Source organism: Pseudoalteromonas sp. A601 (assembly GCF_002165575.1).
In the GTDB taxonomy this organism is placed as follows: Bacteria; Pseudomonadota; Gammaproteobacteria; order Enterobacterales; family Alteromonadaceae; genus Pseudoalteromonas.
In genome coordinates this window covers 120,496-135,592 of the sequence record NZ_MXQF01000003.1, presented here as the reverse complement: position 1 = coordinate 135,592, position 15,097 = coordinate 120,496, and the positions used below count along the sequence as shown (strand labels likewise).

11 protein-coding genes are annotated in these 15,097 nt (G+C 40.7%); 8 read left to right on the top strand and 3 right to left on the bottom strand.

The features are described 5' to 3' along the window. Nucleotides 1-10: 10 nt before the first annotated feature. Nucleotides 11-733: a response regulator gene (locus tag B5G52_RS03470; protein WP_087531304.1), complete on the top strand. Its 723-nt coding sequence runs from the start codon at nucleotides 11-13 to the stop codon at nucleotides 731-733. Here B5G52_RS03470 and B5G52_RS03465 read toward each other — a convergent pair. The 3 genes from B5G52_RS03465 to B5G52_RS03455 all read right to left on the bottom strand — a co-directional run bounded on the left by B5G52_RS03465 (nucleotide 730) and on the right by B5G52_RS03455 (nucleotide 6,378). Next, nucleotides 730-2,013: a DUF3472 domain-containing protein gene (locus tag B5G52_RS03465; protein ID WP_087531404.1), complete on the bottom strand. Its 1,284-nt coding sequence runs from the start codon at nucleotides 2,011-2,013 to the stop codon at nucleotides 730-732. The genes B5G52_RS03470 and B5G52_RS03465 overlap by 4 nt on opposite strands. 54 nt (nucleotides 2,014-2,067) lie before the next feature. Then, nucleotides 2,068-4,905, bottom strand: a complete 2,838-nt coding sequence (locus tag B5G52_RS03460) for a TonB-dependent receptor (protein ID WP_087531303.1) — start codon at nucleotides 4,903-4,905, stop codon at nucleotides 2,068-2,070. Between the two features lie 99 nt (nucleotides 4,906-5,004). After that, nucleotides 5,005-6,378 (bottom strand): Gfo/Idh/MocA family protein, encoded by a 1,374-nt coding sequence (locus B5G52_RS03455; protein WP_087531302.1) that lies wholly within the window; start codon nucleotides 6,376-6,378, stop codon nucleotides 5,005-5,007. A gap of 264 nt (nucleotides 6,379-6,642) precedes the next feature. Between B5G52_RS03455 and agaR the strand changes: the two genes are divergently transcribed. The 7 genes from agaR to B5G52_RS03420 all read left to right on the top strand — a co-directional run bounded on the left by agaR (nucleotide 6,643) and on the right by B5G52_RS03420 (nucleotide 15,010). Continuing rightward, nucleotides 6,643-7,413, top strand: a complete 771-nt coding sequence (gene agaR / locus B5G52_RS03450) for a transcriptional repressor AgaR (protein WP_087531301.1) — start codon at nucleotides 6,643-6,645, stop codon at nucleotides 7,411-7,413. A gap of 46 nt (nucleotides 7,414-7,459) precedes the next feature. Continuing rightward, a complete protein-coding gene (locus B5G52_RS03445) occupies nucleotides 7,460-8,743 on the top strand; it encodes a D-tagatose-bisphosphate aldolase, class II, non-catalytic subunit (RefSeq protein WP_087531300.1) in 1,284 nt (427 codons plus the stop codon). 17 nt (nucleotides 8,744-8,760) lie between these two features. Continuing rightward, nucleotides 8,761-9,897, top strand: coding sequence for an SIS domain-containing protein (locus tag B5G52_RS03440; RefSeq protein WP_087531299.1), 1,137 nt, complete (start codon nucleotides 8,761-8,763; stop codon nucleotides 9,895-9,897). Continuing rightward, nucleotides 9,890-10,819, top strand: a complete 930-nt coding sequence (locus B5G52_RS03435) for an ROK family protein (protein WP_087531298.1) — start codon at nucleotides 9,890-9,892, stop codon at nucleotides 10,817-10,819. Before B5G52_RS03440 ends, B5G52_RS03435 begins: the two co-directional genes overlap by 8 nt. After that, complete coding sequence (gene nagA / locus B5G52_RS03430) at nucleotides 10,816-11,988, top strand: N-acetylglucosamine-6-phosphate deacetylase (RefSeq protein WP_087531297.1); 1,173 nt, start codon at nucleotides 10,816-10,818, stop codon at nucleotides 11,986-11,988. Before B5G52_RS03435 ends, nagA begins: the two co-directional genes overlap by 4 nt. A gap of 145 nt (nucleotides 11,989-12,133) precedes the next feature. Next, complete coding sequence (gene fusA / locus B5G52_RS03425) at nucleotides 12,134-14,218, top strand: elongation factor G (RefSeq protein ID WP_087531296.1); 2,085 nt, start codon at nucleotides 12,134-12,136, stop codon at nucleotides 14,216-14,218. A 360-nt stretch (nucleotides 14,219-14,578) separates the two neighbouring features. Then, nucleotides 14,579-15,010, top strand: a complete 432-nt coding sequence (locus B5G52_RS03420; RefSeq protein ID WP_087531295.1) for a hypothetical protein — start codon at nucleotides 14,579-14,581, stop codon at nucleotides 15,008-15,010. Nucleotides 15,011-15,097 lie beyond the last annotated feature (87 nt).

Genomic DNA, 15,097 nt, shown 5'->3' with positions numbered 1-15,097 from the left:
TGATAGTAAAATGACATATTCAGTGATCATTATTGAAGATGAAATCGAAGTTGCGCAATTATTGGCACAATACTTACTGTTACCTAATGGTGGAGCGGGAAACCAAGTGGCGAGGCAGGGGTTACGTCAAGGGCAGTATCAAGTTGTTGGTATTGCAGCGAACCTTGCTACTGCGGATGCACTGTTAAAGGCGATAGAGCCTGATTTAATATTATTAGATATTCACTTACCGGATGGTAATGGTTTAGATTTATTAACAGAATTACGTGCACGGGCAATTAAAAGTGATGTGATGTTACTGACCGCTGCAAAAGAAGTCGAAACTCTTGAAAAGGCAATTCAACTAGGTGCATGTGATTTTTTAGTGAAACCGTTAATGTTAAATCGCTTGGATCAAGCTCTAGCGCGCTTCGAAGCACGTCATCAATGTTTGTCAGATGCTAACGAGGTAACGCAGTCTATGGTCGATACGTTATTTGGCTCAAACGAGCAAAGTAAAGCACCCGCTCGGTTACCCAAAGGGGTTGATCAACTCACATTACGAAAAATTATAGATGCTTTCAATGCGAACAAAAAAACACCTTTCACAGCTCAGCAAATGGGTGATCTAGTGGGAGTGAGTCGTTCTACAGCAAGGCGTTATCTGGAATATTTACTTGAAGCTGAACAAGTGAGTGCCGACCAAAGCTATGGTAGCATTGGCCGACCAGAGCGCTGTTATAAAATGGATTAGTGTTTTGGCAGTGCACTCAAATCAATATCAGGTTCAGCGGTTGTCATGCGCTCAAACTGGCTTTGCAATTTGGTAGGACCAGTGAAGAATCCAGTATTACGTAAGTAAAATTGCCCATTGTGAGTGCCGCCTTGGTAATCCATTCTAGATTGTTTAGCGGCAGTTGCATCATAGGTAAAACGTGCTTTAGTAAGTGCATGCCATTTTCCTTCAGTATCTCTGAGCCACTGATTACCGTATAACGCTTTACGCTCGAATTGCCCCGCATCTGGGATAAAATTTTCTAAAAAACTATGTGGCCTTGCTATATATGTATTGGTATTAGGGCGCCTGAAAGCAGCGATGAAGAGCCACTTTTCAGTGATAGGATCATAAAAATATGCGCTATAGTCGGTTTTATTATTAAGGCTTTCAGTTGGGTTCACTTTCAATAAAAAGCGATACGTTTGGTCAGCTTGCCATGGAAAGATCAAATAACTTTGTCCACCCGAGCCTTCATTACCAAATTTACCAGTGTAAACATTTTTACCCTTTGCTAGCAGTTGAATACGCATATTATTTGGTATCGCAGTTGGATCATCCGTTTGAAATGGACTCCAAACTGAAAACAAAACTCTGCGCTCGGTTTCAGAGTTAACCTGTATACCAAAGTAACCCTCAGCAAAACCATTGGCCATAAAATAGGCTCCTTGAGGATCATACCCTTGTGGTACCGTGAGTTCTGAGTAAAACCATTGATAGCTTTTTGAAGTATCGTTTATTGGGTAGTTTAAATGTACAGATGGACCGCGACGTCCCCAATAAATATCATCCTTTACATATAAAGGTGCTGGCGACTCTTTATCTAGCGTGATAATTAGCCCTTGAATATCAGCAAAGGTGTCTGCTGTTTTAGCTATACCCCTAAGTTGCAATTGTTGGTATCCGATTTGTTCTGGCATAAACTCACCAAGGTCGATATCTTTAAAATGTTGATTAGTTAGCGTAATTAACTGACTCTGTTGATTGAAATCGACTTTCAGCTGGCTTTGTTCACCTGTAACTTTTACGCGCAACTTTAAATTAAAGGTGGCTTTTGTTGACAGGTAAAAGTAGTGATTGACGGGTATTGTTGAGTCTTGCCAGTGCGTTATCCCCGCATCACTAATCAGTTTTTTATTTACTGAGATACTATGGCTAGTAGCACTATTACCGTAACTAGGAATAAAGTAATCTGTGGTTTGGTTTGCCACTGCAAATGAAGTCCATAATAATGAACCAATAAATAGTAATACTCTCATAGCGAGCTCCATAAAAAGCGCCGACAAACGGCGCTAATATAAGTGGGTATAAGCTTAAAATGATGCTGAAAAACCAAGGCTTACTGAGCGTCCATAACGTGCTAAACGACGGATCTGTTCTTCGTTTTTCACATATGACCATTGTCTTTCATTAGTTAAATTAGTGACGCTTAAATCTAAACGTATTTTTTCGCTAATATTGTAGCTGGCACTAAAATCATATTGACCATAGTCAGCTGCCCATTCAGGGCCACCCCAAGCATCAGGGTAAACTAAATAATCGTCGCGCCAGTTATAAGCAATACGTGTTTGAAATGCTTCTTTTTCATAGTAAACAACAGCATTATATGAGTGCTCAGACATACCAACAAACGGTAGATCGTTTAGTTCTTCATCATCATAACTACTGTCTGTGAATGTGTAGTTTATTTGTACTCCTAAACCATCAAATGGTGCAGGTAAAATGTCGTCAAATGATTGTTGATAGGCGGTTTCAAAGCCTAAAATAGTCGCGCCTTTTTCTGATGTCGGTGATATTTTAGTAAAAACAGGACCATCTACTTCAACACCATCTTTAAAGTAATTACCTACCTGCGCAGTGCCTATACGGCCGCGAGCGATTACTGATTCTATGTCTTTATAATACGCTGCAAATGTTAGTGCGCCATAATCAGAGAAATACCATTCAATGGTGCTGTCTATTTGGTTGGCTCTCAGTGGCTTTATACCTGGATTTGAGGCATGGTATTCAGCATTATTAAAATCTAAGTAACTATAAGGTGAGAGATAGTCTAAATTTGGTCGCGTGATCACTTTTGCGGCACTAAAGCGATAAAGTAAATCATCACGTAAATTCAATTTAAAATTTAAACTTGGTAGCACATCGGTGTAGCTTTCTTCTGTGGTAGAGCGAGTGTAGTAATCTTCAATTTCGCCATCAACACGATAGCTCAATGCGCCATCTTTTTCAGTTACATTGTAGCGAACGTTCTCAACATCAAAAGTATAGCCATCTGAAGAAACATCAGTTTGTATAACCCTTACGCCCATGTTAAGTGCAAATGGTAATTTGCCTAAGTCACCTTGCAGATTTGTTTCGATAAAAGCTGCTAAAGTTTGCTCTGTTAAGGCAAACGAATCATTTGGGCTACTCTTAGCGGTGATTTTATCTTGTGCAGCTTGTGGATTAATTGATTCATAAAAAGCATAAAGTTTGTCGTAATCAAAACTTGCCCATGGATCAGGGTGTTTACCAGGTTCACCATCTAAAAAGTTATCAAAGTTTGCAGGCACTAATACATCGGCAGGTAAGCGAAATAAATCCAAGCCACCCAGTTCCTCAACGCTAGAGTCATCAAAACTAGGGTATTCTGAGTTTTTAAAATACGCACCACCGTTACTAAACATTGAAGCATTTTTAGACTTATAAACACTGCGCTCTTTTGTTTGTTTGCCATAATGCACACCAAATTGTATATCTTTGACTAATTCAAAAGTTGGGATATACGTTGCTGCAAGTCGAACTTCTTCAATCTTATCTTTTACATCAGTGCCATAATTATAGCTGTAATGTGCCCCAAAGGGCTGCTCGGCGCTTAAAGCTGGTGTCATGGTGACATCTGGCAGCATGTTGTTACCTGTTTGGTCAATCGTGATTCCATCGACAAAGCCGCGAGCTACAATAAAGCGGTTATTACCATTGCTTACATTCTTAGCTTGTGACTGTGAGATATCTAGATCAACTGTTAAGTTATCAGTGGCATACCAAACTGTATTGAAGCCCCACTGCCATGTATCGGTATTACGCGGTACGGAAACATTTAGTAGCTCCGCCATAGCGCCATCGACTAACTCGACATAATTTGCATTGCCGTCTTCATTGAACTTCACTTCCCCAATTGCTGGGATCCCAGGTGTATGTGATTCATCAAAAGTTACGAATGAAATTTGGTATTGCTCGCCATTGGTCTCGTACTGTGAATACATGCTATCAAAGTTGACGTCTACACTGTCTGAAGGGCGCCATTGCAAGGCTAAGCTTGCACCAAGTCGTTCGCGAGTATCTTGCCAGTTTGAATAGCGGACGTAGCCAGGAATAACCGATGGGTGCGATTGCTCGTTATCTTCAAGTTTGCCGTTACCATTACTATCAATGGGAATACGTACATCCACATTCTCGTCAGGATCATAGAAACCTTCACCTTCATACGAATCGGCACGCTGTGTTCGTTCAGAATAAACGGCAGTAAATAGCGCGCCAAAAGTGTCATCAAAAAATGTGTCGCTAATTAAAAAAGATGCTTGCGGGTTGGTGTCCCCAGTACGTTCTTCGTAAATTCCTTTTGCGCTGCCAGATAAGGTAAAGCCATCTAAATCTAGGGGCTTACGGGTTTTAATATTGATAACTGAACCAATCCCGCCTTCTTGCGTTTTACTTTGTGGAGATTTATATACTTCAAGTGATTGCACTATTTCTGGGGCAATCAAATCAAAGTTAAAGTTACGACTAGAGTGCTCAGAAGCCATGCGCCGGCCATTGACTGTGGTTACATTGTAGTCTCCGCCTAAACCCCGAACCGTAACGTTTTGCCCTTCGCCACCGTTACGCGTAATGGCAATGCCGGTCATTCGTTGCAGTGCTTCTGCAATATTTTGATCGGGAAACTTACCAATATCTTCTGCAACGATAGCATCCATAACCCCAACAGCTTGTTGTTTTAAATACAGGGATTCCTTAATACTCGAGCGAACACCTCTAACTTCAATTACTTCTACTTGCTCGGTTTCGGCTTCTTTTTCCTTTTCTTTATCTTCTTCAACAGCCAATGTTGAACCACTGAAAATGGCACTCATGGATAAAAAAAGGGTGGGCAGTTTTAGTTGTGTTTTCATAATAGTTACCTGTATTTTACTTGTTGATGGTTGTTTTTATTAATTTATTTAGAGCTAAGGGCATTAGCTTGGTTACCCACTAATACCCTTGAGGGTTAATTACGAAATAATGCCAAGTGGTTTGGCTTGTTGCCAAAGTCCACGAGTGAAGTCAGGAAAGTCTTTACTGTTACTGCGATCTGCAACTGATTCAACCGAAAGCGGAAATACAGCTGACCATGCTGCAGCGTCATACACATCTTGATCAAGAGGCTCACCGTTGCGAAGGCAAAAAATAATGCGCCAAAACATTAGAAAATCCATGCCACCATGGCCACCGTTACGCTCAGCTTCTGCGCCCATTTTTTGCCAAAGTGGATGATCATATTTGTTATACCAATCAGCCATATCGTAGTCCCATTCGTGGTAGCTTTTACTGCCCCCTTGCTCAAGGGCAATACGGTTAGGGAAACCTGCAAATACACCATTAGTACCTTGAATTAAGTTATGACGAGAGTAAGGGCGTGGCGTGGTTGTATCGTGTTGGACCATAATGCTACGGCCTTTAACCGTTTTAATGATGCTGGTATTCATATCGCCGGCAATGTAATTTAGTTTGTTACGGCCATGCTCAGCTGGGAATTCCTTTTTAGCGTATGCTGCACGTCCTAGTGATGGTGAGCTCATTGATGTAATGTAGTCAAACCGATCGCCACGATTGATATTCATATACTGTGAAACTGGACCTAAACCATGAGTTGGGTATAAATTACCGTCAACAGCTGCATGCCAAGGAGTACGCCATGAACCTGTTTTATGATCAATTTCTTTCATTTGCCAGCGTAACTCGTGGATATATGCCGCTTCACCATGCAATAGTTCACCAAAAACACCTTGGCGAACCATATTTAGTACCATGAGTTCATCACGGCCATAACAAACATTTTCCAACATCATGCAATTCATCTGGGTGCGCTCAGATGTATTAACCAGTTGCCATGCTTCTTCAACAGTCACCGCTGCAGGCACTTCAACAAAAGCATGTTTGCCACTTTCCATAGTTGCTACTGCCATAGGAGTATGCCATTTCCATGGGGTTGAAATTATCACAATATCAATATCTTGGCGCTCTAACATACGAAGGTAATCATGATCGTTTTTGCCGTAGGTATCTGGCTTTTTAAAGCCCTTATCGACAACTATTTTTACTGCTCGGTCTACAACGGCCTGATGGGTGTCGCAAATTGCTTTGATTTCAACACCGTCTAAATGGCAAAAATGTTTAACGGCACCAACACCCCGCTCACCAACACCAATAAAGCCGACTCTTACTACATCCATTTTAGATACTGTTAAGCCAAGTGTTGAACGCCCTTGTGTTGCTGTCTTTAGCATTGAGTTGGCATTGGTTGTGGAGGCACAACCTAACGCTGCGCTGGTTGCTGCAATTGCGGCCATTGATTGAAGAAATCGTCTGCGGTTTAGATCGCCCATGATAGTGCCCTTATATGTTTATTATTTGTAAATTTGTTTTCACAGGGTTTTATTTGTACACGTAAGGAAATTCTAATGCAAGGTAAAAATCTTTCGTTTGCTTTCACTTCTGGGTTTGTTAAATTATTTTTATATTTTAAATCCTTGTGTTTCAATTGCTTGGTGTCTTTTATTGTGAATTGAGAAGGAATGTAAAAAAATTGAATTGAAAGTAAACGAAAGCTGCGTACAATGAATGAAAGTTAATTATGAAAGAGAGCGAGCATGCTTAACACTATCGAAAGACGACATGAAATTGTGCAATTGGTTTTCAAGCAAGAGCGTGTACAGGTTCCTGAGCTTGCTCAGTTGTTTGGTGTATCAACGGTGACGATTCGCAATGATCTTAATGAGCTTGACGAAAAGGGCTTGCTAGTACGTTCCCGTGGTGGAGCGGTAGCGAGTAATCGTTTAACTCAAGAGTTGTCATTAAAAGAAAAACATGACGCAAATCGTGGCATTAAAGAGCGACTAGGTAAGTTTGCTGCCAGCCTAATTAAAGATGGTGAATCGATCATTTTAGATTCTGGCACCACGACCGAAGAAGTCGCTAAAAACTTAACCAATCATCATAGTGTTGTTGTGATGACAAATGGTTTAAACGTCGCACACTCTTTACTTAATGCACCTTCTGTCGAAGTGCTGATGACAGGTGGAACTTTGCGTAAAAAATCACTGTCTTTTTATGGTCGTCAAGCCGAACAGCACTTGCAACAATATCATTTTGATAAGTTGATTTTAGGTGTTGACGGTTTTGAGAAAGATATTGGTATTACCACGCATTTTGAACTTGAAGCCTTGTTAAATCGAGTCATGTGCGAAGTGTCACGAGAGATCATTGTTGTTACCGACTCAAGTAAATTCAATCGAAAAGGAGTGCACAAAATAATTTCTGCCAGTGAAGTAAATACAGTGGTGACAGACAGCGATATTCCAGCCGATATTCAAGCGGCTCTCGAAAGTGTTGGTGTCGAGCTGCACATAATCGACCTTTAATTTTCCATAGTAATAATACAACGACTAATCAATATAGAGGCTTGCAATGACGATATTACAGAAATTAATCGCGGCGAATAAATGTGGTGATAAACGGGGGATTTATGCCGTTTGTTCGGCGCATCCATTGGTACTCGAAGCCGCTATATTGCAAGCCAAGCAAGACAATAGCTATTTGTTAATTGAAGCTACTGCGAATCAGGTCAATCAGTTTGGTGGTTATACCACGATGATGCCAGCAGACTTTATGGCATTTGTCCAAAGGCTTGCAACAGAGCAAGCCTTTGCAGTTGATAAGCTAATCCTCGGAGGTGATCATTTAGGCCCAGTGTGTTGGTGTGATGAGGACGCTGAAGCAGCGATGCAAAAGGCTGAACAGCTAATAGCTGCTTATGTGGCGGCAGGGTTCAAAAAAATTCATTTAGATACCAGTATGCGTTGTGCTGATGACGATGTAATTTTAGCGGATGAAACGGTGGCAATACGCGCGGCGCAGTTGTGTGCAGTGGCTGAAAAAACAGCCGTCAATACATTTGGCCACAGTGATTTAGTGTACGTGATAGGAACTGAAGTACCCCCACCAGGTGGAGCTGATGAGCATATCGATACGCTTGCGGTGACAGAAACAGACCATGTAGCGAGTACATTAGCGCTACACCATGATGCATTTTTAAAGCTTGGTTTATCAGCTGCTTGGCAACGTGTAGTTGGCCTAGTTGTTCAACCGGGTGTTGAATTTGATAATACTCAAGTATTTGATTACGACAGTAGTAAAGCTCAGCAGTTAAAACAATATATACAAACAGTGGATAGAATTGCTTTTGAAGCACATTCAACTGATTACCAAACCCCAGTTGCCTATAAGCAATTAATAAATGACCATTTTGCGATTTTAAAAGTGGGCCCTGAGCTTACTTTTGCTTTGCGTGAGGCGTTATTTGCATTAAGTCATATTGAAGATGCGTTGGTTGATACTGAGCAATGCTCACATTTACGTACCGTTATTGACGCTGATATGCAGCAATTCCCAAAGAATTGGCAACGTTTTTATCAAGTTGATAGTTCATTGCAGAAGCTATATCGACGCTTTAGTTTTAGCGATCGAATCCGTTATTACTGGGGACAGCAAGGAAATCAAAATGCGGTTGAAACGTTATTCAGTAATCTGCAAACACAGCCGATCCCGTTACCGCTACTAAGTCAATATATGCCATTACAGTACTTAGCTATACGTAATGGTAGTTTAGAAAACAACCCTAAATCTTTGGTGCTTCATCACATAATGCAAGTAACCAGCCGCTACGCAGATGCGTGCTTTAAACAACAGTAGACGTAGGTGAGGTAGTTATGTCGAATTATTTAGCAATTGATGACTCTCTTTTAGAAGCTAATAATAGCTTGTGGACCGCAAAAGAAATTATGCAGCAGCCTGATTGTTGGCGAGAAACGCTCAAGATAGTCAAAGCGGCTCGTACGCAACTTGATAGCTGGTTGGCAACGGTGTTAGAGCATGCAAATACACAAATAATTTTTACAGGCGCTGGTACGTCTGCCTATGTCGGTGAGGCGGTAGTTGGCTATTTAAATCAGCAGCTGGATATTAGTTGCCGTAGCGTTAGCAGTACGGAGCTCGTTGCCTGCCCACAACAGTATTTACAACAAAATAAGGCCACTTTACTGGTGTCGTTTGCGCGCTCAGGTAATAGCCCTGAAAGTGTTGCTGCTGTTGAGGTGGTAAATAACTATGTGAAGCAATGTGCTCATCTATTTATTACCTGTAATCCCGATGGTGCGCTGAATCAGCAAGCGGCAGAGCATGAGAATTGTTTTTCGTTACTGATGCCACCGCAAACGCTTGATCAAAGCTTTGCAATGACCAGTAGTTTTACTTCGATGCTGATAGCAAGTATCGCGGTGTTTAGTGAAGCGGATAATGCAGTGTCTATAATAGCTAACTGTGTTGAAAAAAATATTCCTCAGCAATTGTCTCAGTTAAAAGCACTCGCTGAATTGCCTATGCAGCGTTTGGTGTATTTAGGGGCTGGGTCATTAAAAGGTTATGCGCAAGAGGCTGCTTTAAAACTGTTAGAGCTTAGTTCAGGTAAAGTGATGGGTTATTTTGAATCGCCGTTGGGTTTTCGACATGGTCCGAAGTCACTGGTTGATGAAAAAACCTTCATTGTTTTATTTAGCTCAAATAATAGCTATACCAAGCAGTATGATACAGATTTATTACATGAGTTAAGCAGTGATAACCAAGCGCTTGGTGTAGATGCATTAGCCGTGCCGCAGGAAATGCAAGCACAGCAGTTAGATGATGTTTTTTATGGCTTATATTATATGGTATGCGCGCAGATCATTTCTTTTTATAAAGCATGGCAACTGGGTATTACTGTTGATAATCCGTGCCCAACAGGGGAGGTTAACCGTGTAGTGCAAGGTGTGACTATTTACCCGTTCACACAAGGAGATATTAATGACTAAGCAGTATATTTACGGCATTGATATTGGTGGTAGTAAAATTGAACTGGCTGTATTTGACGCGTCATTAAAGCAACTTGAATCATCACGAATTGTGACTCCACAAAGTAGCTATCAAGATTTCTTAAATGCGTTAGTGGTTATGATTCTAAGCGCTGATAAAAAGTATCAATGCCAAGGCGCAGTAGGCATTGGTATGCCAGGAATTATTAACGCAAACCAAGAAGTGCTATCAGCGAATGTACCTCATGCAACCGGACATAATACTGCGCAAGATTTAGCGAAGCTCATTAATCGCCCTGTAGCTATTGAAAATGATTGCCGCTGTTTTGCATTATCAGAGGCACAAAGTTACGTAGGCATACAACATACACGAGTGTTAGGTGCAATTATAGGAACAGGTGCTGGTGGAGGGTTATGCATTGACGGTAAGCTTTACAGAAGTGCTCAAGGTATTGCTGGCGAGTATGGTCATTATGCGCTATCCGCCGTGTTGCAACAAAAGTATCAATTGCCTATTTTAAAGTGCGGCTGTGGTTTAATGGGTTGTGTTGAAAGTTACATTGCAGGGCCTGGTTTAGCAAAAATTTATCAACATTTTGCCGGTGAAGTGCTGACTACTTTTGAAATCGTTGAAGGGCTAAGAAAAGGCGATGTGCTATGTCAGCAAAGCTTTGCCTGTTATGTTGATTTGATAGGTAGCACGTTTGCAGCAATTATTATGGCTTATGATCCTGAAGTGATCGTAGTTGGTGGTGGTATGTCGCTGGTAAGCGAGTTAATGGATAAACTGGAGCAAGCAATCACACCTTACATTTTTACTGGTATTCGGGTGCCAAAAATTGTACTTGCTGAATTTGGCGATGCAAGTGGTGCGCGTGGCGCTGCTATTTTAGCAAAAGCACAAGTTGGGGTGTTGTCATGAGTGAATCAGTATATTATGTCAAAGCTGCAGCTATTTATTGCCAAGATCGTGTGCTTAAGGAGCACTTTATGTTGGTAGAAAATGACCGTATCAGCGCTTTTACTCAAACACCGCAATTGGAATTGCCTATACATGACTATGGCGATGCTGCGATTATTCCTGGTTTAATTGATTTGCATATTCATGGCCGTGAAGGTTGTGATGTAATTGATTGTAAAATGAGCAGTGTTGAAACTATCTCATGTTCATTAGCACAGCATGGAGTAACGGGTTTTTTAGCTACAACAGTAACGACAGATTGGCAGCAAACCTTAGATGCAATGGCTATTATTGGTCAAGCATATGTACAGCAGCCCAGTGGTGCACAAGTACTTGGTGGTTATAGTGAAGGGTTGTTTTTTAGTGAAGTTTATAAAGGTGCACATAACCAAGATTACTTTTTGGAGCTATCACAACCTCATTTAGAGGCCATGATTAAGGCAGCAGCAGGGAGTCTGAAAGTTGTTGCTCTAGCACCAGAAAGACCCGGTGCTAATACGTTAATTGAGTACCTTACTGAGCAAGGTATCAGAGTTATGCTTGGTCATTGCGATTCTAATTTTGAGCAAACAGAACAAGCTCTTGAGCACGGTGCGTGCGGTGGGGTGCATGTTTTTAATGGCATGCGTGGTATACACCATCGAGATCCTGGCTGTGCGGGGGCTGTATTAATGAACGATGCCGCTTTAGTTGAAGTTATCGCCGATGGCATACATCTTCACCCTACTATTTTACAATTAATTTATAAGCTAAAAGGCCCGCAAAAAATTGCGCTGATCAGTGATTGTATTAATGCTGGTGGCCTAAATGATGGACAATACAAACTGGGAAAAATGGATGTGTTTGTTGATAATGGAGTTGCGAAAACAGCATCAGGCTCCTTAGCGGGCAGTACATTAACTTTAGAGTTGGCTGTGAAAAATATGCATCTGCTAGGTAGCGTTACTCTGCTAGAGGCCATAAACATGGCTAGTATTGTACCAGCTCGGTTTCTAAACATTGCAGATCAAGTTGGCTCTTTAGCAGCAACTAAGCAAGCAAATTTTGCTATCTTAGATAACAATTTTACGATTCAAGCGACCTACATAAAAGGCCAAAGGTGTTTTTTAAGAAGCGCTGATAATGCTTAAAGTGTTTTGTCATCAGCGTTAAATAGCATGGAAAGTAAAATATTATAAAATTGATTGCATTTTAAGCGACTTCTATGGTGATGTTCGCTTTAACTAATGCTATACTCCCGCCGAATAATTTTTCGACTTTATTAAGAGTAAAATAATGGCAGATTTATCGAAGTACAGAAACATTGGTATTTTCGCGCACGTTGATGCGGGTAAAACTACCACCACTGAGCGTATCCTTAAGCTAACGGGTACTATTCATAAAAGTGGTGAGACGCATGATGGTGAGTCAACAACTGACTTCATGGAACAAGAAGCTGAGCGCGGTATTACTATCCAGTCTGCGGCTGTAAGCTGTTTCTGGAAAGATCACCGTTTCAACGTTATCGATACTCCAGGACACGTTGACTTCACAGTAGAAGTTTATCGTTCACTTAAAGTATTAGATGGCGGTGTTGGTGTATTCTGTGGTTCTGGTGGTGTTGAACCACAATCAGAAACTAACTGGCGTTACGCTAACGAATCAGAAGTTGCACGTATTATCTTTGTAAACAAATTAGACCGTATGGGTGCTGATTTTTACCGTGTAACTGAGCAAGTACGTAAAGTACTTGGTGCTGTACCACTAATCATGACTTTACCAATCGGTATCGAAGATGAGTTTGTTGGTGTTGTAGACGTTTTAAACAAACAAGCATATGTTTGGGATGAAACTGGTCTTCCAGAAAACTACGAAATCACAGACGTTCCTGCAGACATGGTAGAAAAAACTGAAGAATACCATGAGATGCTTATCGAAACTGCTGTAGAGCAAGACGATGACCTAATGGAAGCGTATATGGAAGGTGAAGTTCCTTCTATTGAAGATATCAAGCGCTGTATCCGTAAAGGTACACGTGATCTTGCTTTCTTCCCTACTTACTGTGGTTCTGCGTTCAAGAACAAAGGTATGCAATTAATTCTTGATGCTGTTGTTGATTACTTACCAGCTCCTACAGAAGTTGATCCTCAACCTCTTATGGATGAAGACGGTAACGAAAACGGCGAGCATGCAATTGTATCTGCTGACGAACCATTTAAAGCGCTAGCATTCAAAATCATGGATGACCGTTTTGGTGCATTAACTTTCGTACGTATCTACTCTGGTAAACTTAATAAGGGTGACACTATCCTTAATGCGTTTACTGGTAAAACAGAGCGTGTTGGCCGTATGGTTGAGATGCAAGCTGATGATCGTAAAGAGCTTACTTCAGCACAAGCTGGTGATATCATCGCTATTGTTGGTATGAAGAACGTGCAAACTGGTCACACTCTATGTGATCCTAAGCACCCAGTAACTCTTGAGCCAATGGTATTCCCAACGCCTGTAATCTCGATTGCTGTACAGCCTAAAGATAAAGGCGGTAATGAGAAAATGGGTGTTGCTATCGGTAAAATGGTTGCAGAAGATCCATCTTTCCAAGTTGAGACTGATGAAGATTCAGGCGAAACTATTCTTAAAGGTATGGGTGAGCTTCACTTAGATATCAAAGTGGATATCCTTAAGCGTACTTACGGCGTAGACCTTATCGTTGGTCAACCACAGGTTGCTTATCGTGAAACTATCACTCGTGAAATCGAAGATAGCTACACGCATAAGAAACAATCTGGTGGTTCTGGTCAGTTCGGTAAAATCGACTACCGCATCAAGCCAGGCGAAGTGGGTTCAGGCTTCACGTTCTCTTCATCAGTTGTTGGTGGTAACGTACCTAAAGAATTCTGGCCTGCAGTTGAGAAAGGCTTCAAGTCAATGATGGGTGAAGGTGTTCTAGCTGGCTTCCCAGTACTTGACGTTGAAGTTGAACTTTTCGACGGTGGCTTCCACGCCGTGGATTCATCTGCAATCGCATTCGAAATCGCTGCTAAAGGCGCTTTCCGTCAATCGATCCCTAAAGCAGGCGCACAACTTCTTGAGCCAATCATGAAAGTTGACGTGTTCACGCCAGAAGATCACGTTGGTGATGTAATCGGTGACCTTAACCGTCGTCGTGGTATGTTAAGCGACCAAGAAGCTGGTTTAACAGGCGTTCGTATTAAAGCAGACGTTCCGTTATCTGAAATGTTCGGTTACATCGGTTCACTACGTACAATGACATCTGGTCGTGGTCAGTTCTCTATGGAGTTCTCACACTATGCACCATGTCCACAAAACGTAGCTGATACTGTAATCGCTGCAGAAAAAGAGAAAAAAGCGGCTAAGTAATTAGCCACTTAAACTCTTAAAAAACCCGCACTTGTTGCGGGTTTTTTGTTTTTATAATTGTTATTAATTTGAGCGAATAATAGATCACCAACTTTTGTAACTAGTATCATTAATAGAACCTAATTATAATTGCCTGCCTCAATGTTTATCACTAAAAGATTCAGAGAAATAAGATTTTTGAGATAATGTTGATATATTAAGTAGTTATGATAAATACTTTTGTGCTAGTTAAAAAGTAGTGCAAATACTCTTGTTAACTCTTTTATTGTGTGTAAAATTATGTTCCTAAAACATTGGTTTTAGATTGTAAATGGAAAGCCTTCCTTGAAGACGAAGGTCATAATAAAGGAACTTCATTCAATGAATATAGTAAAATTATCGCCAAATTGGACTTTGCAAATAGTAAAAGTCATTTTCGCATTACTTGTTGCCTATATTCTAAGTGCAATAACTGCTTTAGGCTTTGAATCAGCAAGCGTCATTATTATTCCTCTCGTTTTAGTTATTAGCCTCTTTAATATTATGCAATTAAGGTTTCTACATTGTTATAAAGCAGGGGTAAACTATTCTCGTGGTCTGGGTAAGCGATATATTAATGCAGATGAAATAAAAAGTATTAGTTTTAAACGGTATGGAATAATCACAGAGTTTAAAATTGTAACGTTAGCAGAGCAATCTCATCGTTTTATAAATTGGCATATAACAGCAGACCAAAAAACAGGAATTAAAAACTTATATGCAGCAAAGTATGTGGGTTGTGATAACAGTAATACGCAAAGTTGTAATGCTTAATTAGTAGGTTGTTTAGCTTTAATCTTACTAATTTGGGTGTAAACTAAATCAATGCCACTTTAAATTAAAGTGGCATTTTTATTACTT

Bases quoted from the DNA above. Each gene is read 5' to 3' on its own strand.
- B5G52_RS03470 (WP_087531304.1), top strand. From the start codon at position 11: ATGACATATTCAGTGATCATTATTGAAGATGAAATCGAAGTTGCGCAA.
- B5G52_RS03465 (WP_087531404.1), bottom strand. From the start codon at position 2,013: ATGAGAGTATTACTATTTATTGGTTCATTATTATGGACTTCATTTGCA.
- B5G52_RS03460 (WP_087531303.1), bottom strand. From the start codon at position 4,905: ATGAAAACACAACTAAAACTGCCCACCCTTTTTTTATCCATGAGTGCC.
- B5G52_RS03455 (WP_087531302.1), bottom strand. From the start codon at position 6,378: ATGGGCGATCTAAACCGCAGACGATTTCTTCAATCAATGGCCGCAATT.
- agaR (WP_087531301.1), top strand. From the start codon at position 6,643: ATGCTTAACACTATCGAAAGACGACATGAAATTGTGCAATTGGTTTTC.
- B5G52_RS03445 (WP_087531300.1), top strand. From the start codon at position 7,460: ATGACGATATTACAGAAATTAATCGCGGCGAATAAATGTGGTGATAAA.
- B5G52_RS03440 (WP_087531299.1), top strand. From the start codon at position 8,761: ATGTCGAATTATTTAGCAATTGATGACTCTCTTTTAGAAGCTAATAAT.
- B5G52_RS03435 (WP_087531298.1), top strand. From the start codon at position 9,890: ATGACTAAGCAGTATATTTACGGCATTGATATTGGTGGTAGTAAAATT.
- nagA (WP_087531297.1), top strand. From the start codon at position 10,816: ATGAGTGAATCAGTATATTATGTCAAAGCTGCAGCTATTTATTGCCAA.
- fusA (WP_087531296.1), top strand. From the start codon at position 12,134: ATGGCAGATTTATCGAAGTACAGAAACATTGGTATTTTCGCGCACGTT.
- B5G52_RS03420 (WP_087531295.1), top strand. From the start codon at position 14,579: ATGAATATAGTAAAATTATCGCCAAATTGGACTTTGCAAATAGTAAAA.